This is a genomic window from Planktomarina temperata RCA23 (assembly GCF_000738435.1).
Classification (GTDB): Bacteria; Pseudomonadota; Alphaproteobacteria; order Rhodobacterales; family Rhodobacteraceae; genus Planktomarina; species Planktomarina temperata.
In genome coordinates this window covers 3,125,422-3,148,276 of record NZ_CP003984.1, presented here as the reverse complement: position 1 = coordinate 3,148,276, position 22,855 = coordinate 3,125,422, and the positions used below count along the sequence as shown (strand labels likewise).

Sequence of the window (22,855 nt, the reverse complement as noted above, 5' to 3'; positions counted from 1 at the left end):
ATGAACTGATGCTGCGCATAATGTTGCAAAGCAATATCTGGGAATAATACAATGACATCAAGGAAAGTAATCTTGCGCGCTCTGGCAGGAGAAACACTTCCAACCGCTCCGATTTGGATGATGCGTCAAGCGGGCCGCTATCTTCCCGAGTATCGCGCCACCCGCGCGCAGGCCGGCGATTTTTTGTCGCTATGCTATAACTCAGAATTGGCAGCAGAGGTCACACTTCAGCCGATTCGACGCTATGGATTCGATGCTGCAATATTGTTCGCAGATATTTTGTTGCTGCCGCAGGCGCTGGGCGCGGATCTGTGGTTTGTCACCGGGGAAGGCCCGCGTTTGTCGACAGTGACCACGCAGGAAGATTTCGCAAAACTAAAACCGGCAGATGACATTCACGCGCATCTGGCACCGATTTATGAGACTGTGAAAATTTTGTCCGAAGAATTGCCAGAGGCCACAACATTGATTGGATTTGCCGGGTCACCATGGACTGTGGCGACCTATATGATTGCCGGTCAAGGCACAGCTGACCAAGGACCAGCGCATCGTCTGAAGGCTGAAAACCCTGCTGTTTTTGACTCGCTGATTGATTTGATAACTGAAGGCACGATCCACTACCTCAGCGCGCAGATTGAAGCGGGGGCGGAGGTCGTGAAACTCTTTGACAGCTGGGCGGGATCGCTTAAGGGCGAAGATTTCATGAAATATTCCATTGAACCCATGCGCCGTATCACGGCCGCATTAAAGGCCAAATTTCCCGATGTTCCGATTATCGCCTTCCCGCGATGTGCTGGCGAGAAATATGCAGGTCTGCATCGCATGATTGGTGCCGATTGCATTGCTTTTGATGATGGTATCGATGCGCAATGGGTTGCGAAAAATTTGCAACCTGAGGGCTGCGTGCAGGGCAATCTTGCCTCATCCCACATGGTGACAGGCGGCGCTGCCCTGGTTGCTGAAACCAAACGCATCGCGGGCGCTCTGTCGAAGGGTCCACATATCTTCAATTTAGGTCATGGCATCACCCCGGATGCGGATCCTCAAAACGTCCAATTGATGATTGATACAGTGCGATCAATGTAACAAAAAGGCCCTTCAAATTTTGAAGGGCCTCAAGTCATTCTCAAAGTGTTGGCTCGGTTATTCTGCCACAGACACAAGATAGGCCCAAACATTGGCCTGATCTTCCGCGTCTTTCAGCTTAAAGGCCATTTTGGATTTCGCTTTTTTGTCATCCAAATATGATTTTAGAAAATCTTTTGGATCTGCAACATAGGCGACAAAATCGGCTTCATTCCAAACCAGGCCTTGCGCACCAGCGGCGACCAAGGATTTGCCATATTTCTTGAAATCAGGATGTACGGCTGCCTGGCGGTCATAGATGCCATAAAGGTTCGGCGCGTTTTTGCCGCCTTTGACAATCACTGTTCCATCATCAGCGACGATGGCATGACAGGCTTTGCATTTCTTAAAAACCGCTTCGCCCGCAGCAGCGTCCCCAGATGCGTGGCCGCCCGCAAGCGCAGGACCGGCTGTCATCAACAGACCCATTAGGGCCATTTTAATTGTTTTCATTCGTTCTCACTCCTTTGCTTTAAATCTATCTAGCGTGATTTTCATCTGGGTAAAGTCAGTTTGTCGCAAGTAATTTGACAAAACAAAAACCCTTATTCGTAAATATAACTTTACACTTGATGTGGGGCTAAGTGTAAGTCTAAAATTACACTATGACAGAATATATTCCCATAGAGCCGCGGCGCTTGCCTGAGCCGATGGCCATGTTGCTTTTGCTCAAGCCCATCACTTGGTTCCCGCCAATGTGGGCGTTTTTATGTGGAATTGTCTCTTCTGGGGCCTCTGTCACGGGCCATTGGGTTTTGATCATTATGGGCCTTGTTCTTGCCGGTCCAATTGTCTGCGGCATGAGTCAGGCGGCAAATGATTGGTGTGATCGGCATGTCGATGCCATCAATGAGCCGGACCGCCCCATCCCCTCTGGGCGCATCCCGGGAAAATGGGGGTTGTGGATCGCCTGGGCTATGTCGGCGCTGTCACTTTTGGTGGGGTATCAATTGGGACCCTGGGGCTTCGCGGCGACCATCTTTGGCGTTCTTGCAGCTTGGGCCTATTCTGCGGAGCCACTACGGCTAAAAATCTCTGGCTGGTGGGGCCCAGGATTGGTGGGGCTCTGCTATGAGGGATTGCCTTGGTTTACGGGGGCTGCGGTTTTATCTGCCGGTGCGCCCGATTGGCGGATTATTCTTCTGGCGGGACTTTATGCCTTGGGCGCGCATGGAATCATGACATTGAACGACTTTAAGGCGACCGAAGGGGACCGCCAATTGGGCATCAACTCATTGCCGGTGACACTCGGTTCAGACCGGGCCGCGCGGCTGGCCTGTTGGATCATGGGCGTGCCACAAGGGATCATTATCGCACTGCTGATTTTCTGGGACCGGCCTGTTTTCGCCGGGATCATTGCGGCGCTTCTGGCAGCGCAGTTTTGGGCGATGCGGGTCATGCTGACAGATCCGAAGGCGCGTGCGCCTTGGTATAACGCCACTGGCGTGTCGATGTATGTCTCGGGCATGATGATCAGCGCCATCGCCCTGCGAGGTCTGCTATGAGCCTATCTTGGAGCCAAATTTTTCGCTTGGGATTGGTGCAAATGGCCCTGGGGTCCATTGTTGTGCTGACCACCTCCACGCTCAACCGCCTCATGGTGGTTGAATTGTCTTTACCGGCGCTTTTGCCGGGTGTTTTGGTCGGGTTGCATTATGGAATCCAACTGTCGCGTCCGCGCTGGGGGTTTCGGTCGGATGTAGGCGGCAATCGGACCCGTTGGATTATTGGCGGCATGATCGCCTTGGCATTGGGCGGCGTCGGTGCCACCTATGCTGTCACGTTATTTGCTATGCACTATTGGCTCGCATTGACCGCCTCCATTATGTCCTATGGGTTGATCGGCATAGGCGTTGGGGCTTCCGGCACATCGCTATTGGCCTTACTGGCCACGGCCACGGCTGCACATCGGCGTGCGGCGGCTGCCACGATCACTTGGTTGATGATGATCTTTGGCATTGCACTTACAGCAGGTGTGGCGGGGCAGTTCTTGGACCCTTACACCCCAGAGCGGCTTATGACGGTCGTGATTACGATCGCCTTATTGGCCATTTTGTTGACCGTTCTAGCCATTTGGAACATCGAGCGTTCGGTCAGCCCACGCGCGTCTGAGCCGGACATCCCGTTTCAAGAGGCTCTGCGCGAAGTTTGGGCGGAATCCAAAACGCGGAATTTTACAATTTTCGTCTTTCTATCAATGAATGCCTATTTCATGCAGGAGTTGATCCTTGAGCCTTATGCGGGTTTGGTTTTTGCCTTTACGCCGGGGCAATCGACCTCTCTCAGCGGCGCACAAAACGGCGGGGTTTTTGTTGGGATGCTCACTGTTGGCATTATGGCCACGGGTTTCAAAATTGGATCCCTGCGCAGATGGGTCATGAGCGGATGCTATGGGTCAGGCGCGGTTTTGTTGCTTATTTGTTTGTCAGGGCTGATGTCGACCGCGCTGAATTTTACCTATCTCGTCGTCGCCCTTGGGTTCTTTAACGGCATGTTCGCAGTATCGGCGATCAGCGCCATGATGGCGCTTGCGTCAAGCTCAGAGGGCCGTGGTCAACGTGAGGGCACCCGCATGGGGCTCTGGGGCGCGGCGCAGGCCATTGCCGCCGGTTTCGGCGGCCTTACGGGCGCAGTTTTGGTTGATATGACACGCAACTTTTTGGCGGATGGTCCCGCCTTTGGCGCAGTTTTCATATTCGAAGCCGCGCTGTTTTTTGCCGCCGCCCTCATGGCGATGCGGGTCATTGAGCACAGGGCGCAGCCGGTGCCCACCAATTTAGTCGCAGGAGAATAACTATGTTTGATGTTGTTGTAATCGGTGGAGGCCCTTCAGGGGCGACGGCGGCCGAAGATTTGGCGCGTTCAGGCCATCATGTTGCCCTGCTGGACCGTGAAGGTCGCATTAAACCCTGTGGCGGCGCAATACCACCGCGCCTTATTGAGGACTTCGCAATTCCCAGCTCGCAAATTGTCGCACGGATCAATACCGCGCGGATGATCTCTCCAACGCAGCGCAAGGTTGATATTCCTATTGAGAATGGCTTTGTGGGCATGGTTGATCGCGAACACTTTGACCCGTTTCTGCGCCGCCGGGCGCAAGGGGCCGGGGCCACTTGGTTGACGGGAACCTTTTTGCGTATTGAGCGGGATGCCGACCATCCGACTGTGATCTACCGCGACAAGGACAGTGGTGAGGAGCGGCGCTTGGCGTGCAAAGTCATCATTGGTGCTGATGGCGCACGCTCAAAGGTGGCCAAATCAGAAGTCCCAAATGGCGATAAAATCCCCTATGTGATCGCCTATCATGAGATTATTGAAGCCCCGCTGGAGGGCATGAGTTACGATCCGAAGCGATGCGACGTTATTTATGACGGGGCCATATCGCCAGATTTTTACGGATGGGTGTTTCCGCATGGAAAATCTGCCAGTGTTGGAATGGGCACCGGTATTGAGGGTGTCGATTTGAAAAAGGCGACAGCCGAGCTGCGCGCCGCCCACGGTTTGAGCGATTGCAAGACCATTCGGCGCGAGGGTGCGCCGATCCCCTTGCGTCCCCTGGATTGTTGGGACAATGGCACCGATGTGGTTTTGGCTGGGGATGCGGCGGGGGTGGTTGCTCCGTCTTCCGGTGAGGGTATCTACTACGCGATGGTTGGCGGTCGGGTGGCCGCCACGGCGGCCAGCGCCTTTTTGACCACCGGGCGCGCGAAAGACCTACAATTGGCGCGCAAGCTGTTTATGCGGGAACATAAAAACGTCTTCAAAGTCCTAGGTGTGATGCAAAACGCCTATTATCGCAGTGACGAGCGCCGCGAGCGCTTTGTGTCCCTTTGCCATGATATCGATGTGCAAAAACTGACATTTGAAGCCTATATGAACAAACGCTTGGTTGCGGCACGACCTATGGCGCATCTTAAGATTGGTTTGAAAAATCTGGCGCATTTGACCCGGCTTATTTCAGAAGATCGTGTCTGATGACGATCATGATTCCGGCATGGCAAGATGGTGCGCTGCAACCCGTTGAAAAACTGATGGCGCATCAACTGGGCCTCAAACATCGGGCGGTGTCTATTTTTGTGATGGCGGAGGATCACATTTTGATCCAGCAGCGTGCCTTGAGCAAATATCACACGCCCGGCATGTGGGCGAATAGCTGTTGTACCCATCCGAATTGGGCAGAAGACCCTCTGATCTGTGCGCGGCGGCGTTTGGATGAGGAATTGGGCATGACTGGCCTTGATCTCGCGCCCCGTGGTGAGGTGGAATACCGCGCGGAGGTTGGGAATGGCCTGATTGAACATGAAGTGGTGCAAGTCTATGTGGCCCAAACCAGCTTTTCTGTGTCAATGGCACTCAACCCAAGTGAGGTCCAGGCGGTGAAATGGGTGACCCGGCAAGACTTGCGACAAGAGTTGGACCGCACGCCGACTTCATTTACGCCATGGCTGCATATTTACATGACGCAACACAGTGATCTGATTTTTGACACATAGGCGCGACGCCCTGCTTGATTAGACTGAGACAGGCGCGCGTTTGAGGGCTTGCAAGGCTGTGGCTGCAATATCTGTGGCGGTTAATCCTGCATCCGCATACATCGCATCCGGGGCGGCCTGATCAATAAATCGATCTGGCAATGTCATGCTGCGCACGGCCAATGGGCCGTCAAGCAGACCTGTATCTGCCAGATAGTGCAACACCATTGCCCCAAAACCTCCCTGCGCGCCCTGTTCAATAGTGATGAGGACCTTATGGGTTTTGGCCAATTTGGAAATAAGCGCGTGATCCAAGGGCTTGGCAAATCTCGCATCTGCCACTGTGGCGTCAACGCCCTGTGCTGATATGAGGTCTGCGGCCTTCAGTGCCTCAGCCAGATGCCCCCCGAAGGACAACAGAGCGATCTCTGCGCCTGGGCGGACAATGCGCCCTTTGCCAATTTGCAGCAACTCGCCTTCTTGCGGAATGCTAACGCCTGTGCCTGTGCCACGGGGGTAGCGAAAGGCGATGGGGCCGGTGTCATGGGCGGCGGCGGTTGTAATCATATGCACCAGTTCGGCCTCATCTGCGGCCGCCATAACCACCATATTGGGCAAGGCCGTCAAAAAGCCAATATCAAAGGCGCCGGCATGGGTCGCCCCATCCGCACCGACCAATCCAGCCCGATCTATGGCAAAGCGCACCGGCAGGTTTTGCAGCGCCACGTCATGGACAATTTGATCATAACCGCGCTGCAAAAAAGTTGAATAGATCGCGCAAAAGGGCTTGAGGCCGCTCGCGGCCAGGCCTGCGGCGAAGGTGACACCATGTTGCTCGGCAATCCCCACATCAAACATGCGGTCCGCAAAGCGCTGGGCAAAGATATCTAGGCCAGTACCAGAGGGCATTGCTGCGGTAATGCCAACAATCTTGGAGTCTTTTTCGGCCAGTTGTGTGAGGGTTTGGCCGAAGACTGTGGTGTAGCTGGGCGCATTGGCGCCCGATTTCATCTGTGCGCCGCTGGCCACGTCAAACTTTGCCACCCCGTGATATTTATCGGCCGAGGTTTCTGCTGGCGCATAGCCCTTGCCCTTTACTGTGCAGCAATGGATCAAAACCGGACCCTTGGCGCGGGTTCTTGCAGAGCGCAAAACGGAGAGGAGCTGGCTCATATCATGGCCATCAATGGGCCCGATGTACTCAAAGCCAAGCTCTTCAAAGATTGTGCCCTGTGAGGCGACGGCGCCTGTCACCAATTCTCGCGCGCGACGGGCGTGGTCGCGCATAGGGCCAGGCAGGACGGTTTCGATATCCTGACCAAAGGCATTGAGCTGTGCGAGCGCAGTGCCGGCCAGCCCCGACATATATTTTGACATTGCGCCCACCGGAGGCGCGATGCTCATTTCATTGTCGTTGAGGATGACAAACATCCGGCGGCCCTCAGCTCCTGCGTTGTTGAGCGCTTCATAGGCCATGCCGGCGCTGATCGATCCATCGCCAATGACGGCGATGGCGTCACCTGTATCTTGTCCAAGATCGCGTGCTACGGTGAAGCCATGAGCGGCAGATATTGAGGTCGAGGAATGGGCGGCGCCGAAAGGATCATAGGGCGACTCGCTGCGTTTGGTGAAGCCAGATAGCCCGCCTTCTTGGCGCAGGGTTCCCATGCCAGCGCGGCGGCCCGTTAGAACTTTATGGGGATAGCATTGATGCCCCACGTCCCAGATTAGCTTGTCCTTTGGGGTGTCGAATACTGCATGCAGTGCAACGGTCAACTCTACCACTCCGAGCGACGAGCCCAAATGTCCCCCAGTGCGCGAGACGGCTTCGATCACGTCGACTCTCAATTCATCGGCCAGCTGCGCCAGTTGTTGGTCGCTCAGGGTTTTGAGGTCTGAGGGTGCTGTAATCTCGTCAAGCAAAGAGTGCATGGTTGATCCTTATCTTGGCGTGTTGGCCCTGTTGGCCAGGTGCAGGTGCCTCTGATGTTAGAAGTCACCTGCCCCCTGTAGCCAACAGGAAATATCAGGATGCTGCATCCCGATGCTTCCAGATATTCAGGGACTGAGATATCTGGAATTCGGATCCTCAAGCGCCGGGGCGCTTGAGGAAATTCTTAAACGCGTGTGGTTTCGATATATGGCTGTTGCAAAAATGCCTGGCCAGGATCGGGCGTGTCGCGCGATTCCTCGGGCAAGGCTTTGCCGATCCAATACAGAACCATAAGTCCAAACCAGAGCACCAGACAGAATACAGCTGCGTATCCTGCACCTTTCAACATCAGCATCAGCACATCTGCGCGCAGCCGAAATTTTGTGTCACTCCCAGTTCCGAGATAGTCTTGATGATCACTCATAATCCATTTCCCTTATGCTTAAGATCAATCCAGCGGCGCATAGCCATGGTCTTGTGCCCAGACATACCAATTGTCGACCACGGTCCCTGTGAGCAAAATGCCAATACCGCCTGTCAAAGTTGTCAGGACTGCAAACCACCACGCCCAGCGGTGAATACCTTCCATGGTCGCGTTGAAGCCCATGGTCCAGCGCCAGAAGAGTGCCGCGCGTTCTGAGGCCGTCCCGCGATCCACGATTTGCTCAATTTCCCGCTCGCCACCATAGCGCGATACGGCCAGGATTGTGGCGCCATGCATAGCGAAGAGCAAAGCAGAGCCGTAAAGAAAGGCGATCGAGAGTGCGTGGAATGGGTTGTAGAACAGGTTGCCATAGGTCAGTGAAAACAGATTTGTCCAATCAAGATGCGAGAACACCCCATAAGGCACCGCTTCTGACCAAGAGCCCATCATCACTGGGCGGATCAGGCCAAGAACCAAAAACAGCCAGATGGCCGAGGCAAAGGCCCAACTGACATGTTTCCCAAGGCCCAGCTCTTCGGCGCGCAGATAGGTGCGGATCCACCATGCAATGACGGAGACCAGCAAGAAGAAGGAGGAAATCAACCACCAGCCACCTTCGTTTAAAGGCGCCATGCCAAGACCATATTCCTCTGAAGGTGGCTCAAGTGAGAACCAAAACAGATCGCGCATGAAAACGGCTGGCGAGTAATCCGCTTGGGCCCAAAAATTCAGGCCGACGATAAAGAACCACAGCAGGCCCGTCGCCAGAGAAACGACGCCAAACATACCCAGATGCAGCGGGCCCAATTGCGCATTGCCCAAAATGCCAGCCAGTTTCGAGAAACCAGCCTTGTTTGTGCGCTCACGGGCGATGTCTCCCGTAGGGTCCATGCCCATTTCGGGTGGACCTTGCACTTGAACCTGTGTGAAAATATTTTGATATTCCATGTTTCAGTCCCCCTTAAAGATCCGCCCACCAGGGCAATTCAGCATACCAATCCCACCACGAGCTCCAGCTATCGAACCAAATCGTGCCGGAAATCACGATGCAGATCGCGCTCCAAATAACGGCGCTTAGCGCCAGCAAAAGACCGAGGCGGTGAATGCCCAAGGGCCCGATGGAATAGCCGATGAGATCGCGGAAGTAGGTGTCTTCGTGATCTGGCGTGCCAATGGTTTTGCCCTTACCAGGGTTCACAGCTGACAGGACTAGCGAGCCATGCAATGCCAAAGCAAAGCAGGTGGTGAAAAAGAAGGTGATCGCAATCATATGCGCTGGGTTATAATGGAAGTTGCCATAGGCATATCCGACGTTATTGACCCAATCGAGATGGCTAAAGATGCCATAGGGAAATCCGTGGCCCCAGGCGCCCAAAAGCACAGGCCGAATGATCACCAAAGTGACATAGGCAAGAATTGCAACACCAAAGGCGAAAGGCACATGCAAGCCCATGCCGAGTTTGCGGCAGATTTCGACCTCTCGCATCATCCAGCTTAAAAAAGCGAATGTCGCGCAGATGGTGATGGCTTGCCATAGGCCGCCTTCGGCCAAAGGTGCGACGCCCAGGCCAACTTCAATGGCGGGTGGATTGACGGAAATCAGCCAAGGATTCCACGTGTCTCCCAAAGCGGCACTGTAAAATATCAACAATGTGCCAAGCGCGGCGAAAAAGATCGTCGTGACACCGAAAAAGCCGACATAGAAGGGACCAATCCAGAAATCGAACAGATCACCCCCAACCAGCGTTCCACCTCGAACGCGGTATTTTCTCTCGAAGCTGAGCAATGCCATCTTCTTTCTCCCTCTTAAACATTTCGGCTGCCTTAGATGCGCAGCTATGTTTCAATCTCAACTGTTTGCTTTGGCCGGAGGGATAGACACGCCGGCCAAAGCGTTATTAAAACAGCCAGTTAGCCGCCAAAGGCGAGGCTAAACCAGTTGGTTGCATCATTGCTCAACAGAACGAGGTGAATCATTGCTGCGAGCAAGAAAAGGAAAACACCCTGAGCCACGAAGACGCGACGCGGGTCGAAGATCAGCCAGATTTTGTAAAACTGTGCCATGTTCTATATTCTCCCTTTACCAAGCGAACCAAGGCAGTTTGATGTACGTCAGCACGTGAGCCACGACCGCAACGGTCGTGAAGATCATTAATCCGCTCATATAAACTGAGTGCAATTCCTGCGCTTGTTCATCTGTAAGACCTGTGAAACTTAGGTCATTTTTATCAGCCATTTTCTTCTCCTGAAAATATGTACTGACGCTGCAAGGCCCCTGCAGCCGGGTTACAACAAGGGCACACCCCCTGCCTTAATTCCACTGCCCCATGCGGAAGAGCGGATCTTTGACCCCGGGCCGGTTGGGCGCGGGGAATCTCTAACCTACGTTTGAAAAATACGCGGTGTGATGGTGCGCGCCTCGCTGATCGCGCTTTGAATTGGACCCAGCGTGGGCAGCGTCATGTGCCGGATCAGGCGATAGGCCCAAATCACGGTGCAAAACGGCAAAGCGGCCAAGAAGATCAACGCGAGATAGACGCGATATTCATTTTTTGAGTGCCGAAGACTTCTGGGTTGCTTTGACAGTCCAGACATTTCATTTGCAAAGTCAGTCATGATACTCCTCCTGAAATTGACTGAAGGCTTTTGACAGTCTTCAGTAAAACCCGCTCTTCGCCATTCTCGAGGGCGCTTTTTTCGGCAGCATCTCGCAGAGTTTTGGCGGCGGAAATTCTTGTAAGTATGGGGTGTGAGGCAACAATCGCGTCCAAGGCGGATTGCGCATCCGCATCCCATGGAAAATCACGGCGCAGTGTGGTGGGTGTGGCCGGCGTGGCGTCCATTTCTGTGCCCAGAGGTAGTATGTGAAACAAGGCATCAAACAGGCTGTTGCACACTTCCTGCAACAGATAGGTTGCGCCCGCATAACCCATAAAAGGCGTGCCGGTTGCCCGGCGAATGGCGGCACCTGGGAAAGAGGCGGGAATGAATGAAGGCGCAGGACCAAAGCCGGCCTTCATTTCGGCCAAATACATTTTCTCATTGATCGAGCCCAAAACCAGCAGGGGTTTTTTCTCATGCATAAGGGCACGCACCGCGTCATTATCTGTCTTCTGGCCGCGTTGCCGCGATACGGCAAAGGCGCAGGGCAATCCAAGATCGTTCTCAAGATAGTTTTGAATGCCGCGTGTATAGGTCTCATGGGCCACAATGGCGAAAGAGGCGGTGGCGAAAAAATCCTGGGTCACCGAGCGCCACAGATCCCAAACGGGCTTAATGGTGGAGTGTTTTTCCTGTTCGATAAAAGGTTCCGGATCCAGATCCAGAAGCTCCCCCAAGCTGCGCAGAAACTTCGTGGTGGACTCAATTCCGATAGGGGCTTGGAGATAGGGCTTGTTGAGCAGTTCACAAAGCCCGCGGCCAAATTCCCGGTACATGCAGATATTCACATCGGCATTCACCAGACCGCGCATTTCAGCGATATGTGCCCCAAGCGGCATCACCATATTGATTTCTGCGCCGATGCCTTTGACCAGGCGTCTTATCTCAGCAAGATCTGATGGCATGTTAAATGTGCCATACATGGGCCCTAGGATATTCACCCGTGGCGGCGCGCCTTCTTCGCGCTTTTTCTCAGGGGGCATCCGGCCTTTCGTCATGCCAAATTCACTGAAAATCCATGTCATCGCACGATCGGCTGTTTGCCATTGATCTTCATCAATCGTGCGGGGGAGGAATCTTTGAATATTGGTGCCTTGTGGTGTGACACCGCCGCCAATCATCTCCGAAATTGAACCGGTGACCACCACCGCAGGTAGGGCTGGATCCAGCACATCCCACGCGCGCTTCATCGAGTCTTCGGTTCCGGATCCCATTTCTTCCTCGCCCAAGCCGGTGACGACGATAGGCAATTCATGTGGGGGCAATCCGTCGGTGTAGTGCAGAACTGAGGTGACGGGCAGGTTTTCGCAGCCGACCGGGCCATCGATGATGACTTGCAAGCCTTTGGTGGCGCAGAATGCATAAACAGCGCCCCAATAGCCTCCTGCACGGTCATGATCTTGCACCAGCATTAAATCATCTCCGCCGCTTTGGCCGCACGGGCTTTTTTCTCAAGCTTTTTGAGATTCACCGCTCGGAAATTAGGTTGCAGGTTGGGTTTACCTGCCCAAATTCCACCGGTATCGCCCCGGCCGACACCCTCAAAGAAGGAACGCATGTGGTCCATACGCGCTTTGTTTCCCATGGCCGCATTGATCACCTGTGCCAATGAGCCCGCGCCCGCAGCTCCCATCAAAGGCCGCGCAGAAATCAAATTTGTGAAATAAAGCGAGGGTATTCCCAGCTCTTTACCCTTCTGGACAACGGGTGTTGTGCCGATGGCCAGATCAGGATGAATGGCTTCCATGGCGGCGCAATCATCTTCCAATGAGGCGCGGAATTTGACTTTTACCCCGTGGGATTCGAGCCATTCGGCATCCTGTGCCGACCAAGGTGTTTTCGGACAAGCCGTGCCCACATAGGGAACATCTGCACCGCTTTCGATCAGCAGGCGGGCCACCAAAAGCTCACTGCCCTCATAGCCTGATAGGGTGATTGTGCCTTTGATCGGCGCTTGCTTTAGGGCTTGACGAATTTGAGGCACAAATTGGTTTTGTGCCGCTGCGATGACATCCGCTGGAAGCGCAAAAGCCTCGCCAATCGCTGCCAGCCAAGCGGCTGTGCCTTCGGATCCGACGGGTGCGGAGCCTATAATCGGGCGCCCTGCGGCTTCAAATTCACGGATGCTTGCGGTGTAAAACGGGTGAATCGCCGCCACCGCCCCGCAGTCCAAAGCGGAATAGAGTTCGCGCCATTCGCGGCAGGGAACAACAGTGCCGGCCGCCAGGCCAAGCGGCGCCAGCATTTGCCCAATGACCATAGGATCAGCTGGGAACATTTCACCCAGCAGGCTGACCGTGGGTCGATCCGATTTGCCCATGGCCGGCATCGGCACAGGGCCGGCGGCAATTTCTTTGCGGGCATAGTTCAGCATTGCACCGGACAGCACATCCTTGGCCTCCGCGTGGGTTGGAATGCCGAAGCCTGGCACATCAATACCAACAACGCGCACACCATTGATTTGTTCGGGCAAGAGCCGCAAAGGCACACCGGAGGCCGTCGGCACACATAGATTTGTGACAATAATCGCATCAAGCTTTTCGGGATCTGCGATGTCATGCACCGCCTCGCGAATGTCTTCAAACAGCTTGCCCGTGACCAGAGTTTCCGAATTGAACGGCACATAGCCCACTGAGCGCCGCGCCCCATAGAAATGCGACACGAAGGTCAATCCGTAAACGCAGCAGGCAGATCCGCTCAAGATTGTTGACGTGCGCTTCATCCGCAGGCCGACCCGCAGCGAGCCAAAGGCAGGGCACATGCTTTGCGGTTTTTCGTGCGGTCCTTGCGGGTAATCTTTGGCGTATTGGTCCAAGATTTCTGACTTGCCAGCCGCGCGGGCTGCCGCCTGAAGGGTGTCTACCCCGGCGGAGCAACCACCCTCGGCCGCGACAGCCTTGGAGGCTTCGCTGGCCTCAATGACTTGCAATGTGCCGGAGGCATCGTAGCTGACGTCAAAACCTTGGCGATTGGCCTCAGACATCATCATATACCACTTCTAAACTGGCGCGTGGCGCCGCTTTTTTGCCGCGCATGTCCATGTCTGTGGCGGGCACTAACTGGTAATCGCCGCCCGTGTCTTTGGCGTCAAACAGGGCCAAGAGGCCATCTTGATCCAGCGGCGTCGGGCGCACGGGCGGCGCGAGGCCGACAGCTTCTCCCAATTGGCCAAACAAAGCGCCCCATTGCGATTCGGAGGTGCCGACAATTTGATAGTTTGCAGATTTCTTGCGCAGGTCATCATCTTGTGGAATCGCCGCCAAAATCGGGATATCGACAGCCTTGGCAAAAGCCGCGGCCTCACCACTGCCATCATCTTTGTTGATAACCAGTCCAGCAACACCCACGTTTCCGCCAAGCTTTCGGAAATATTCGACCGCCGAGCACACATTATTGGCCACATAGAGAGACTGAAGGTCATTGGAGGCCACCAGGATGACTTTTTGTGCCATATCGCGTGCAATTGGCAGGCCGAACCCGCCACAGACGACATCCCCTAGGAAATCAAGCAGAACATAATCGAAGTCCCAGTCGTGGAATCCCAATTTTTCCAGCAATTCGAATCCGTGAATAATCCCACGGCCACCGCATCCGCGCCCAACTTCCGGGCCGCCGAGCTCCATGGCAAAAACGCCACCCCGTTTGAAGCATACGTCGCCAATTTTCACTTCTTCGCCGGCAATCTTCTTTTGCCCGGAGGTTTCGATGATCGTGGGGCAGGCCTTGCCTCCGAAGAGCAAGGAGGTTGTGTCTGATTTTGGATCGCATCCGATCAGCAAGACGCGCTTGCCTTGCTCGGCCATCATATGGCTCAAATTGGCCAGGGTGAAAGACTTACCGATGCCACCTTTTCCATAGATAGCAATGATTTGAGTTTTGCTGGTGGGTTCGCCCTGTGGCACCTCAAGGGAGATGTCTTCATTGGCTTCATCTCGCAACCGCTGATCGAAATTCTTCAGATTTGGCACTTCATCTTTCACGACGTTTTCTCCCAATTGAGCATCATTTTCAGACAGGACGAGTCCCGAAAGGCCGTTTCATAGGCCTCAGGCGCATCGGCTGCTGACGATGAATGTGTGATCAACCCGCCAAGGCTCAGAGCACCGCTCTCAACCAAAGCACGTGTTGCGGTTAGGTCGTCGCGGTCCCATTCTGCGGCCACGCGAAACTTGGCTTCTTTCATAAAGGCTGGTGGAAAGGCGAAGCTTATAGGGTCGGTGTAAAAGCCAGCCAGGACAATCTCGCCACCTTTGGACAGGCGGCCAATCAATTGAGCCAGGACATCCGTGGACCCAGAGGCATCATAGATAGATTTGTAATCTTTTCTTTGATCCTCTTCTGGCGCCACGACCTGATAGCCCTTAGCGCCCATACGGCGGGCAGGATCAATTTCCCAAACTGTTGGCGGCGGTGCACCAGCGGCTACGGTGAGGCGGGCCAGCAGGCGTCCTAAGACCCCGTGACCGACGATCAAATCTGGTACGGATTTTCCGGGCCCAGCCATGGCGTGACGGGCCGTGGCCGCCAGGGCCAACAAAGCCCCTTCCGCGCCCATCGCCCCGTCCAATTTTGTAACGCGATCTTCATTGCTGACCAGATAACGTGCGGCGCCGCCAAAAAGCCCAAAAGCGCCATCATAGCAATTGGCACCGGGTACAAAGACCGTATCTCCGGGTTTAAAGGCGCTGGACTGCGGCGCTTCAACCACTTCACCGGTTGCTTCATATCCCGGCACAAGCGGGTAGCCCATCCCTGGGAAAGGGGGCATTTGTCCGGACCAAAACAGTTTTTCAGTTCCCGTCGAAATGCCGGAATGCTTAATTTGCACAACCAAGTCTTTCGCCTGTGGCGCAGCCACAGTGAGCGTATCGAGACGGATATCTCTGGGCCCATTTAAGACGACAGCAGTTGTCTGCACAGCAAAGCTCCCTTTGGATTTCATAACTGGGATATGCCAGTTTGAAATTTCTCATGTATTGTACTTTAAAAGTGACACATTTAACTGTCAACTAATATTGACAGCTGAGGCAGAAGCAACTTTACGGGCCTCTAGACAGCGTGTGACAAAGGCGCGGGCGGGTTTTGGAGTCTTGATGATGTCAAAGCCGGCTTGGCGACAAAGCGCCGAAATTTCCTGAATTGAGCGCGTTTTTCCCGTGCGCATCGCCAATGTGTAAAGGGCGAAATAGACATCGCCAGCCGGTTCCGGGCAGGCGCCCCCGGACATAGGTTCAGAGATAATCAGCCGCCCCCCCACGGGCAGGCTCGCCCAGCATTTGGCCAAAAGCATCGCCACGGTCTCATCGGTATGGTCGTATAGCACCCGGATCAAGCTGATAGAATCGGCGCCTTCGGGAATGGCGTCTGTTTTAAATGACCCACAGGCAATCTGCGCGCGGTCATCCATGCCTGCGGCCGCGAATCTCGGAGCGGCGGTGGGCGCGACCTGTTCCAGGTCGAACAACATCAATTTCACATGTGGATGCGCCCGACCGACATGCTCGAGAAAAGCGCCAGAGCCACCGCCAACGTCAAGCAATGTGCCCACGGTGGACAGATCGAGGCTGCGCAGCGTATCTTCTGCGACCAATTCTTGACTGCGGGCCATCAAATCGGAATAGGTTTTGGCCGCTTGCGGCTCCATCTCTCCACCAAACACATAGGGCCAAAAATCGGCCAGCTCTGTTTGGGTCTCGCCTCGGAAAAAAGCAGCTGGATCAGACAGATCGCGATAGAGGACATCGTGGTGCCGGATCATATCACTTAGACCCGGCACTCCGAGCAAAGCTGCGCTGGTTTTGCTCAATGCAAAGCGTCCGCCGCCCTTGGAGCGCAATAGTTTTAAGGCCACAGCTGCCCGCAACAAAATTGTCATCCGGTCCTGTGGCACTTTGCAAGTCTCGGCAAGCTCCTCAAGTGTTTTTGGACCGTTTAACAAAAGGTTGAAGATATCGAATTGTACCAGCGCCATAAGAACTTGTGAGTGGCAAAACCCGGCCAAAAGACCAAATAATGCGGCGCCTTCACGTCGAACCATCCGCCGAGTTAAGAAACTTTTTGCCGCCCATTTTTGGAATTTGCGCGAGGCAATCAGACGGTTTGACCATCCGGAAATCCCATACCACCCGCCGGCCTCACGTTCACCCGGCATTACTCACCAGGGTGAAGATTTGAGTGTTTGCTGCGCCATTTCACGGGAGTTAACATTTCTGCTTGGGCATTGACCATTTTGGCCAACATGGCTTCGCCGGGGCAGCGCGGAATAGAAGAGATGGCGCCGCCTAAGATATTTTTCATATGGGAAATCGCGCCCTCGATGCCGTATTCCGCAACCGCGTTTGGCCGCCCATGCAGGTCGTCTTGCCCGGCGGGCTTGCCCAACTCGGCTTCATTGTAAAGCGCATCGCGTAGGTCATCGGCCACTTGAAAGGCTTCGCCAATACGAGATCCCAGCTCATCCCATTGTGCACCATCTTGGCCAGCAGCAATCGCGCCCATTTGCGTTGCGGCGACGAAAAGGGCACCAGTTTTTGCTCTGTGATAGGCACGCAAATCTATTTTTTGCTCACTTTCCCAGCCCTGTCCGGCGCATATGCCATTGGGCATTCCGGTCTGCTCGGCCAGGATGTTCATCAACCCAATTGCGCGCTGTGGATCAATGGAGGCATGGCGCGTGAGAATTTGAAAAGCCATCACGATGAGACTGTCGCCAGCCAAAACCGCAAGCGGCTCACTATAAGCACGGTGAAGGGAGGGTTTGCCCCGCCGCGTTTCAGCATCGTCAAAGCACGGCAGATCATCATGCACCAAAGAGGCGCAGTGAATACATTCTAAAGCGGCCGCGGCCGCATTGGTCAATTCTGGGCGATCATCACCGCAGGCCGCGGCGACACTCATTAAGATGGTTGGGCGAATACGCGCGCCACCGGGGCTGACCGCATAGCGCAATGCAGAGGCAAGTTTGGCAGGGGACGGGGCGGTTTGCCCCAAGTTTACGGCATCTGATATCGCCGCTTCAATTCGGGTACTAAACCCCATGATCTCGTCCTCACATTCAAAAGCCATTCAAAAATGTAATCTCTTGATGACATATGTAATGTAAACTAGAATGGACACATCAAGCGGATCTGTCAATCGAAAGCTGTGAAGGAGGCATGTGAGATGCAGCACGTCGCCATTATCGGAGCCGGCATAGGAGGTCTCGCGGCCGCAATGCGGCTGGCCCATGGCGGCGTGAAGGTGACAGTTCTCGAGCGTCAAGCCACCCCCGGAGGCAAAATGCGCAGCTTGCCCTCTGCCGCCGGTATGATCGATGCGGGCCCAACAGTTTTAACCATGAAACCTGTGTTTGAGGCGCTTTTTCGCGAGGTTGGCTGCCAATTGGCTGATTACGCTACGCTGATACAAGAAGACATCTTGGCCCGTCATTTTTGGCGCGACGGCACGCGCTTGGACCTCATGCGCGATCGCCAGGCCAGTTTGGAAAATGTGCGTCACAGTTTTGGCGCGGCGGCGGCGGCTGAGTTTCACCGCTTTTCGCGTGATGCGCAGTATCTGTTTGAGCAGCTCAATGATCCGATGATGCAATCGGCAGCGCCGGCGTTGCGTAAGATGATTCCGGTGATGCTGAGATCTCCCGCCACAGTTATGCGGATGGATCCGCTGCGGTCTTTGGCCCAATCGCTCGCGCGCAGGTTTTCCGAGCCGCGGCTGGCACAGCTTTTCGCCCGCTATGCCACCTATATCGGTGGCCTGCCGCAGGCCTCGCCAGCGCTGCTTGCCTTGATCTGGCATGTGGAAAGCCTGGGTGTTTGGCATGTCAAAGGTGGCATGAAACAATTGGCCTATGGCATGGAGGCCTGTGCCAAGACTCTGGGTGCTGAATTTCATTATGATAGCTGTGTCACAAAGTTTGAGCATGGCGGCTCGGGCCAATATCACCTTGAATGCGATGGCCGTTTCCTGTCCTGCGATGCGGTCTTGTTCAATGGGGATCCAAATGCCCTGGCCCGCGGGCTCTTGGGGCCCGAGGCCAGCGCCGCCACCGCCCCTCAAGCGACGATGCCGCGCAGCCTTTCGGCCCATGTCATGAGCTTCGCTGCGCAAGTCCAAGGCCTGCCGCTCGCGGCGCATAATGTGCTTTTCGCGGCGGATCCAGATCAGGAGTATAGGCCATTGGCGCAGGGTGCACCGCAACATGATCCAACGCTCTATATTTGTGCTCAAGATCGGTTTGGATCCACAACGCCCGGTGGGCAAGAGCGATTTGAAATAATCCTAAACCATCCGCCCAGCGCAGCAACGGCAGTCCCCTCACAGAAGGTTCGCGAACAATGTCAGACAATACTTCTAGATCACCTCACGCGTCACGGGCTGAGCTTCACACCGCGCCCACCGCCGAGCACACTGACGATGACCGAGGATTTCGCGCAGATGTTTCCGGGCTCGGACGGATCCCTCTACGGGCGATCTCCGCATGGAATGATGGCGGCCTTCGCGCGTCCAACCGCCAGAACGAAAACCAAGGGACTATATTTGGTGGGCGGGGGAGCGCATCCGGGGGCCGGGGTGCCGATGGCGACACTCTCCGCCAAGCATGCGGCCGCGGCGATCTTGAGCGACCTCACTTTGACATAGAGGTGCCGCCAGGTGGCTATGCCTGGTGGTATATTGATGGCGTCAGCGATGATGGCAAGCGTGCCGTTTCTGTCATCGGCTTTATCGGTTCGGTCTTCTCGCCATGGTATGCTTGGTCGGGCCGTGGGAATCCTGGCAATCATTGCTGCATCAATGTTGCAACCTATGGTCGAGGTGGCCGCTTTTCCATGACAGACCGTGGCCAGACAGCGTTGCGGCAAACTTCGGACATGCTCACCATTGGCCCATCGTCTCTGCATTGGACCGGAAAGCAATTGGTGATTGATGTGGATGAAATATCTTCATTGCCCATCATTTCTAGAATGCGGGGACAGATCACTTTGACCCCGCCGGCCCTCACACAAATTGAATTGCCACTCACAGCTGATGGGGCCCATGTCTGGCGTCCGTTTGCTCCAATTGCGCGTATTTCTGTCGATCTAGAGGCGGAGGGCTGGCAGTTTGATGGGCATGGCTATTTTGACAGCAACTTTGGCACACGCGCCCTAGAGGAGGATTTCAGCTCTTGGACCTGGGCGCGGTATCCGACTCAATCCGGGGCCACTTGTTTTTATGATGCTGAGCGCCGCGATGGTACGCGCTTGGAGGCGGCTATTGGATTTACCCCGGACGGCCAGGCCGCGCATGTTTCGGCGCCGGGATCTGCGCGCTTCAACCGAACGCTCTGGGCTCTTCCCCGCGCCACCCGTGCTGATCCAGGGCATCGACCAAAGCAGATCAAATCCATGCTCGACGCACCATTTTACTCCCGATCCGTTGTCGAAACCGTGCTGAATGGTGAGCGGGTGCAAGGGGTGCATGAAGCGCTCGATCTCAACCGCTTTGATTCACCGATCATCAAATCCATGCTGGCTTGCCGTGTGCCGCGCCGGGCAAAGTGGAAATTCTAACTATTCTGCGAGCATAGCGCCGCTGGATTGGGCACGTTCTTTGCGTTTCAGCTCGGCCATGGCGGCAATAAAAGCGCCGGTATGCCCTTGGCCCCATGACATGGCGTGGCGTTCGTTGATGGCCACGGCATCAACTAAAAACTGAACCTCCGGCAGCGGTCGCGCGTAGAGCACTGGGGACCTTGGCATGACCAAACCTGCGGCTGTTCGGAGCGACGATTTCGCAAGAAGCGCCATTTTCTGTGCTTTAGTTGTTCGGCCCCGGTGGGTGATGGAATCATAGTGATTGCGGGCCACGGCTTGACCGATTGCGTCATAAATATAACGGGCCGCATAGATTCCCGTACGGGCATTCAGCGGTAATGCGGCAACGCCGGCCTCGGATCTCACATAGAGCGCATGGGCCTCGGATAATAGTTTTTTAACCATACGGCGCAGTTCTGGCGTCGCCTCGGTCACGCTCAAAACTTGCTGCGGATCAAGCCCTTCAGCATCGATCCACTCAAGTGGCAGGTAAATTCGTCCTGCCCGTGCATCCTCGCCCACATCCCGCGCAATATTTGTCAGCTGCATCGCCACACCTAGATCGCAAGCCCGCGCCAATGCGTCTGCATCGCGCACGCGCATCAAGACACACATCATTGCACCCACGGCCGAGGCCACGCGGGCGCAATAGCCGCGCAGGTCCGAGAGGCTGGAATAGCGGTGCTCCATTGCGTCCCATGCCAAACCTTCAAGCAGAGCTTCGGGCAGGGCGGCTGGCATTTCGAAATCCTCCACCACTGAAGCAAAGGCCCGATCCTCGGGGGCATTGCGCGGTCGTCCCGCATAGACAAGTGCCAACCGTTCTTGCAATTCAATCACGGCGCGGGTCTTGTTCTGCCCCTCATCCACTTCGTCATCGGCCAATCGGCAAAAGGCATAAAGCGCCAAGGCCGGATCACGGACGGAGGCGGGCAATAATTTTGATGCAGCATGAAAAGACAATGACCCGGTGCGGATCACGTTGCGGCAATGCTCCAGATCATCAGCGCGTATCATTCAGCGGCCATCCTTGTTTTGCTCTGTGCAACCGGCGCATCGGGCACAAGTTTTGACAAGACCTCTGCGCTGGAGATGACGCCAGGCAGCCCGGCGCCCGGATGCGTTCCTGCGCCAACAAGATAGAGGCCGCGGGCTTCTTCGCTCACGTTATGGGGTCGGAACCAAGCGCTCTGCAGAATGCGCGGCTCAATGGAAAATCCTGCGCCATGCGGGCTGAGATAGCGATCCTCAAAGGTTTCGGGCGTGAAAATTGTTTCCGTTGAAATGCAGGCTTCGAAGCCGGGCATCAATTTCTCCACTTCGGCGGCCACCTTGGCGCGGTAGATCGGCATCTCCTTTTGCCAATCGACTTTGTTCTTCCAGCCCAAATGTGGGACGGGTGATAGTACATAGAATGTATCATCCCCCGCGGGCGCGACACTTGGGTCGGTCACAGATGGCCTGTGGATATAGAGGCTCATGTCGTCCGACAAACGGCCTTTGAGAAAGATGTCTCGCAACAGGCCCTTATAGCGTGGTCCATTGGCGATCGTATGATGCCCCACATCCGCCCATCGGCCCGCGGTTCCCCGCGTTCCAAAATACCAAACGAATAAGCCCATTGACCAGCGCTTGCGCGCAAGTTTTCCGGTCGTCCAGCGTCGACGGCTGTGTTTGCGCAGGAGGTGATCATAGGTATGACCGGCATCGGCATTGCTTACAATCAATGGCGCATCGAACCTTTGGCCGTCGGTGAGAACAACCGCTTGCGCAGCCCCGTTCTTGATAAGAATTTCATCCGCGACCGCGTTTTGGTGAATTTGCCCGCCTTGGGCGCGCACCACTGCGGCCATGGCATCCGCAATCTGTTGCACCCCGCCCATCGCGTAATGCACACCATAAGTTTTTTCCAAATGCGCCACCAAAGCATAGATTGAGGTGACATGCATCGGGTCGCCACCGATGAACAAGGGGTGAAAGGAGAGGGCCATTCTGAGCCGCTCATCCTTGACGCGCCGCGCGGCCAGACCATAAATTGAACGATCCGCGCGCAGCATGGCAAATGTCGGCAGGACTTTTAGGGTTTCCCAAAGCCGGTGCATGGGCTCGGCCACCATGCCCTCATAGCCGATGATATAGCGTTTCTGCGAGTCTTTCAAAAAGCGTTTGTAGCCCGGCAAATCCGCAGGGTTCAGCCTCTGGACCTCGGATTGCATTTTCTCATCATCGCCGCTGGCCCGAAAATATGACCCATCCGGCCAACGAATCTCATAGAAGGGCTCGAGCGGTCGCAGATCTACATCTGCGTGAAAATCTCGACCACAGGCGGCCCAGAGGGATTCAAACACTTTCGGCATAGTGACAATCGTCGGCCCCAAATCAAATCGGTGACCATCTTGTGTGACTGAGGAGCCACGGCCGCCAACACGATCAAGCTTGTCCAACACAGTGACCGCATAGCCCTTTGCGCCCAACCGCATCGCTGCCGCCAGCCCGCCCAGGCCGGCGCCAATCACAACCGCGCGGTTGTCTTGGGTGCTTTGATCAGGGTTGGTCATAAATTTCTCGCCCGCCATCTGTCTAGAATTATTTACAACCATAGGTCTTATGAGCTTCCCAATGCAAGGATAATGTGTCAACATATTCTGACACATTTACCAGGTGCACA

Annotated in this window: 23 protein-coding genes; 7 read left to right on the top strand and 16 right to left on the bottom strand. The window is 55.1% G+C overall.

The annotated features are described in order from the left end of the window. The first annotated feature begins 51 nt into the window (after positions 1 to 51). Positions 52 to 1,086, top strand: a complete 1,035-nt coding sequence (gene hemE, locus RCA23_RS15175) for a uroporphyrinogen decarboxylase (protein WP_044051016.1) — start codon at positions 52 to 54, stop codon at positions 1,084 to 1,086. Positions 1,087 to 1,143: 57 nt separating this feature from the next. On the opposite strand, the gene RCA23_RS15170 is transcribed toward hemE, so the two are convergent. Then, positions 1,144 to 1,578: a c-type cytochrome gene (locus RCA23_RS15170; protein WP_044051015.1), complete on the bottom strand. Its 435-nt coding sequence runs from the start codon at positions 1,576 to 1,578 to the stop codon at positions 1,144 to 1,146. 152 nt (positions 1,579 to 1,730) lie between these two features. Here RCA23_RS15170 and chlG point away from each other — a divergent pair, with 152 nt between their 5' ends. Genes chlG through idi form a run of 4 tightly spaced genes read left to right on the top strand, consistent with a single transcriptional unit; the run spans position 1,731 to position 5,618 of the window. After that, positions 1,731 to 2,630 carry a chlorophyll synthase ChlG gene (chlG, locus tag RCA23_RS15165; RefSeq protein WP_044051014.1) on the top strand — a complete coding sequence of 300 codons (900 nt, stop codon included), beginning with the start codon at positions 1,731 to 1,733 and terminating at the stop codon, positions 2,628 to 2,630. Then, on the top strand, positions 2,627 to 3,919 hold the full coding sequence (locus tag RCA23_RS15160; RefSeq protein WP_044051013.1) for a BCD family MFS transporter: 1,293 nt from the start codon (positions 2,627 to 2,629) through the stop codon (positions 3,917 to 3,919). Before chlG ends, RCA23_RS15160 begins: the two co-directional genes overlap by 4 nt. Before the next feature lie 2 nt (positions 3,920 to 3,921). Then, positions 3,922 to 5,100, top strand: coding sequence for a geranylgeranyl diphosphate reductase (locus RCA23_RS15155; RefSeq protein WP_044051012.1), 1,179 nt, complete (start codon positions 3,922 to 3,924; stop codon positions 5,098 to 5,100). Then, positions 5,100 to 5,618: an isopentenyl-diphosphate Delta-isomerase gene (gene idi / locus RCA23_RS15150; RefSeq protein ID WP_044051011.1), complete on the top strand. Its 519-nt coding sequence runs from the start codon at positions 5,100 to 5,102 to the stop codon at positions 5,616 to 5,618. The genes RCA23_RS15155 and idi overlap by 1 nt, the downstream gene beginning before the upstream one ends. A gap of 18 nt (positions 5,619 to 5,636) precedes the next feature. On the opposite strand, the gene dxs is transcribed toward idi, so the two are convergent. From dxs to RCA23_RS15085, 13 genes are all read right to left on the bottom strand, one after another. Next, positions 5,637 to 7,529: a 1-deoxy-D-xylulose-5-phosphate synthase gene (gene dxs / locus RCA23_RS15145; protein WP_044051010.1), complete on the bottom strand. Its 1,893-nt coding sequence runs from the start codon at positions 7,527 to 7,529 to the stop codon at positions 5,637 to 5,639. 185 nt (positions 7,530 to 7,714) lie between these two features. Continuing rightward, the gene (gene pufX, locus RCA23_RS15140; protein ID WP_052377225.1) at positions 7,715 to 7,954 is read right to left on the bottom strand and encodes an RC-LH1 core complex protein PufX; all 240 of its coding nucleotides are present in this window, start codon (positions 7,952 to 7,954) and stop codon (positions 7,715 to 7,717) included. Positions 7,955 to 7,978: 24 nt separating this feature from the next. After that, positions 7,979 to 8,902 carry a photosynthetic reaction center subunit M gene (gene pufM / locus RCA23_RS15135; protein ID WP_044051009.1) on the bottom strand — a complete coding sequence of 308 codons (924 nt, stop codon included), beginning with the start codon at positions 8,900 to 8,902 and terminating at the stop codon, positions 7,979 to 7,981. A 13-nt stretch (positions 8,903 to 8,915) separates the two neighbouring features. Continuing rightward, entirely contained in the window at positions 8,916 to 9,746 is an 831-nt protein-coding gene (gene pufL, locus RCA23_RS15130) for a photosynthetic reaction center subunit L (RefSeq protein ID WP_044051008.1), read from the bottom strand. Between the two features lie 119 nt (positions 9,747 to 9,865). Continuing rightward, positions 9,866 to 10,018, bottom strand: a complete 153-nt coding sequence (pufA, locus tag RCA23_RS15125; RefSeq protein ID WP_044051007.1) for a light-harvesting antenna LH1, alpha subunit — start codon at positions 10,016 to 10,018, stop codon at positions 9,866 to 9,868. 16 nt (positions 10,019 to 10,034) lie between these two features. Further along, positions 10,035 to 10,190: a light-harvesting antenna LH1, beta subunit gene (gene pufB, locus RCA23_RS15120; RefSeq protein ID WP_044051006.1), complete on the bottom strand. Its 156-nt coding sequence runs from the start codon at positions 10,188 to 10,190 to the stop codon at positions 10,035 to 10,037. A gap of 146 nt (positions 10,191 to 10,336) precedes the next feature. After that, positions 10,337 to 10,570, bottom strand: a complete 234-nt coding sequence (pufQ, locus tag RCA23_RS15115) for a cytochrome PufQ (RefSeq protein WP_044051005.1) — start codon at positions 10,568 to 10,570, stop codon at positions 10,337 to 10,339. Continuing rightward, on the bottom strand, positions 10,567 to 12,027 hold the full coding sequence (bchZ, locus tag RCA23_RS15110; protein WP_044051004.1) for a chlorophyllide a reductase subunit Z: 1,461 nt from the start codon (positions 12,025 to 12,027) through the stop codon (positions 10,567 to 10,569). Before bchZ ends, pufQ begins: the two co-directional genes overlap by 4 nt. Continuing rightward, complete coding sequence (gene bchY, locus RCA23_RS15105) at positions 12,027 to 13,604, bottom strand: chlorophyllide a reductase subunit Y (protein ID WP_424450460.1); 1,578 nt, start codon at positions 13,602 to 13,604, stop codon at positions 12,027 to 12,029. The genes bchZ and bchY overlap by 1 nt, the downstream gene beginning before the upstream one ends. Further along, complete coding sequence (locus tag RCA23_RS15100) at positions 13,591 to 14,595, bottom strand: chlorophyllide a reductase iron protein subunit X (protein ID WP_044051003.1); 1,005 nt, start codon at positions 14,593 to 14,595, stop codon at positions 13,591 to 13,593. Before RCA23_RS15100 ends, bchY begins: the two co-directional genes overlap by 14 nt. Next, positions 14,592 to 15,533 carry a chlorophyll synthesis pathway protein BchC gene (gene bchC / locus RCA23_RS15095; RefSeq protein ID WP_044051649.1) on the bottom strand — a complete coding sequence of 314 codons (942 nt, stop codon included), beginning with the start codon at positions 15,531 to 15,533 and terminating at the stop codon, positions 14,592 to 14,594. Before bchC ends, RCA23_RS15100 begins: the two co-directional genes overlap by 4 nt. 87 nt (positions 15,534 to 15,620) lie before the next feature. Continuing rightward, the gene (locus tag RCA23_RS15090) at positions 15,621 to 16,766 is read right to left on the bottom strand and encodes a methyltransferase (protein WP_044051002.1); all 1,146 of its coding nucleotides are present in this window, start codon (positions 16,764 to 16,766) and stop codon (positions 15,621 to 15,623) included. Continuing rightward, a complete protein-coding gene (locus tag RCA23_RS15085; RefSeq protein WP_044051648.1) occupies positions 16,766 to 17,653 on the bottom strand; it encodes a polyprenyl synthetase family protein in 888 nt (295 codons plus the stop codon). The genes RCA23_RS15090 and RCA23_RS15085 overlap by 1 nt, the downstream gene beginning before the upstream one ends. Positions 17,654 to 17,776: 123 nt before the next feature. Here RCA23_RS15085 and crtD point away from each other — a divergent pair, with 123 nt between their 5' ends. Further along, a complete protein-coding gene (gene crtD, locus RCA23_RS15080; protein ID WP_044051001.1) occupies positions 17,777 to 19,252 on the top strand; it encodes a 1-hydroxycarotenoid 3,4-desaturase CrtD in 1,476 nt (491 codons plus the stop codon). A gap of 2 nt (positions 19,253 to 19,254) precedes the next feature. Next, positions 19,255 to 20,163: a carotenoid 1,2-hydratase gene (gene crtC, locus RCA23_RS15075; RefSeq protein WP_271507912.1), complete on the top strand. Its 909-nt coding sequence runs from the start codon at positions 19,255 to 19,257 to the stop codon at positions 20,161 to 20,163. On the opposite strand, the gene crtB is transcribed toward crtC, so the two are convergent. Together crtB and RCA23_RS15065 are read right to left on the bottom strand one after the other, a co-directional pair. Beyond that, a complete protein-coding gene (gene crtB / locus RCA23_RS15070; protein ID WP_044051000.1) occupies positions 20,164 to 21,204 on the bottom strand; it encodes a 15-cis-phytoene synthase in 1,041 nt (346 codons plus the stop codon). Beyond that, positions 21,201 to 22,745, bottom strand: a complete 1,545-nt coding sequence (locus tag RCA23_RS15065; protein WP_044051646.1) for a phytoene desaturase family protein — start codon at positions 22,743 to 22,745, stop codon at positions 21,201 to 21,203. Before RCA23_RS15065 ends, crtB begins: the two co-directional genes overlap by 4 nt. Positions 22,746 to 22,855 lie beyond the last annotated feature (110 nt).

What these genes read in the sequence shown, in the direction of transcription:
- RCA23_RS15170 (WP_044051015.1), bottom strand. Translation starts at nt 1,578, where the DNA reads ATGAAAACAATTAAAATGGCCCTAATGGGTCTGTTGATGACAGCCGGT.
- RCA23_RS15155 (WP_044051012.1), top strand. Translation starts at nt 3,922, where the DNA reads ATGTTTGATGTTGTTGTAATCGGTGGAGGCCCTTCAGGGGCGACGGCG.
- RCA23_RS15160 (WP_044051013.1), top strand. Translation starts at nt 2,627, where the DNA reads ATGAGCCTATCTTGGAGCCAAATTTTTCGCTTGGGATTGGTGCAAATG.
- dxs (WP_044051010.1), bottom strand. Translation starts at nt 7,529, where the DNA reads ATGCACTCTTTGCTTGACGAGATTACAGCACCCTCAGACCTCAAAACC.
- pufM (WP_044051009.1), bottom strand. Translation starts at nt 8,902, where the DNA reads ATGGAATATCAAAATATTTTCACACAGGTTCAAGTGCAAGGTCCACCC.
- pufL (WP_044051008.1), bottom strand. Translation starts at nt 9,746, where the DNA reads ATGGCATTGCTCAGCTTCGAGAGAAAATACCGCGTTCGAGGTGGAACG.
- crtD (WP_044051001.1), top strand. Translation starts at nt 17,777, where the DNA reads ATGCAGCACGTCGCCATTATCGGAGCCGGCATAGGAGGTCTCGCGGCC.
- pufA (WP_044051007.1), bottom strand. Translation starts at nt 10,018, where the DNA reads ATGGCACAGTTTTACAAAATCTGGCTGATCTTCGACCCGCGTCGCGTC.
- pufX (WP_052377225.1), bottom strand. Translation starts at nt 7,954, where the DNA reads ATGAGTGATCATCAAGACTATCTCGGAACTGGGAGTGACACAAAATTT.
- idi (WP_044051011.1), top strand. Translation starts at nt 5,100, where the DNA reads ATGACGATCATGATTCCGGCATGGCAAGATGGTGCGCTGCAACCCGTT.
- crtB (WP_044051000.1), bottom strand. Translation starts at nt 21,204, where the DNA reads ATGATACGCGCTGATGATCTGGAGCATTGCCGCAACGTGATCCGCACC.
- bchZ (WP_044051004.1), bottom strand. Translation starts at nt 12,027, where the DNA reads ATGCTGGTGCAAGATCATGACCGTGCAGGAGGCTATTGGGGCGCTGTT.
- RCA23_RS15090 (WP_044051002.1), bottom strand. Translation starts at nt 16,766, where the DNA reads ATGCCGGGTGAACGTGAGGCCGGCGGGTGGTATGGGATTTCCGGATGG.
- hemE (WP_044051016.1), top strand. Translation starts at nt 52, where the DNA reads ATGACATCAAGGAAAGTAATCTTGCGCGCTCTGGCAGGAGAAACACTT.
- RCA23_RS15085 (WP_044051648.1), bottom strand. Translation starts at nt 17,653, where the DNA reads ATGGGGTTTAGTACCCGAATTGAAGCGGCGATATCAGATGCCGTAAAC.
- bchY (WP_424450460.1), bottom strand. Translation starts at nt 13,604, where the DNA reads ATGATGATGTCTGAGGCCAATCGCCAAGGTTTTGACGTCAGCTACGAT.
- pufQ (WP_044051005.1), bottom strand. Translation starts at nt 10,570, where the DNA reads ATGACTGACTTTGCAAATGAAATGTCTGGACTGTCAAAGCAACCCAGA.
- pufB (WP_044051006.1), bottom strand. Translation starts at nt 10,190, where the DNA reads ATGGCTGATAAAAATGACCTAAGTTTCACAGGTCTTACAGATGAACAA.
- RCA23_RS15065 (WP_044051646.1), bottom strand. Translation starts at nt 22,745, where the DNA reads ATGACCAACCCTGATCAAAGCACCCAAGACAACCGCGCGGTTGTGATT.
- chlG (WP_044051014.1), top strand. Translation starts at nt 1,731, where the DNA reads ATGACAGAATATATTCCCATAGAGCCGCGGCGCTTGCCTGAGCCGATG.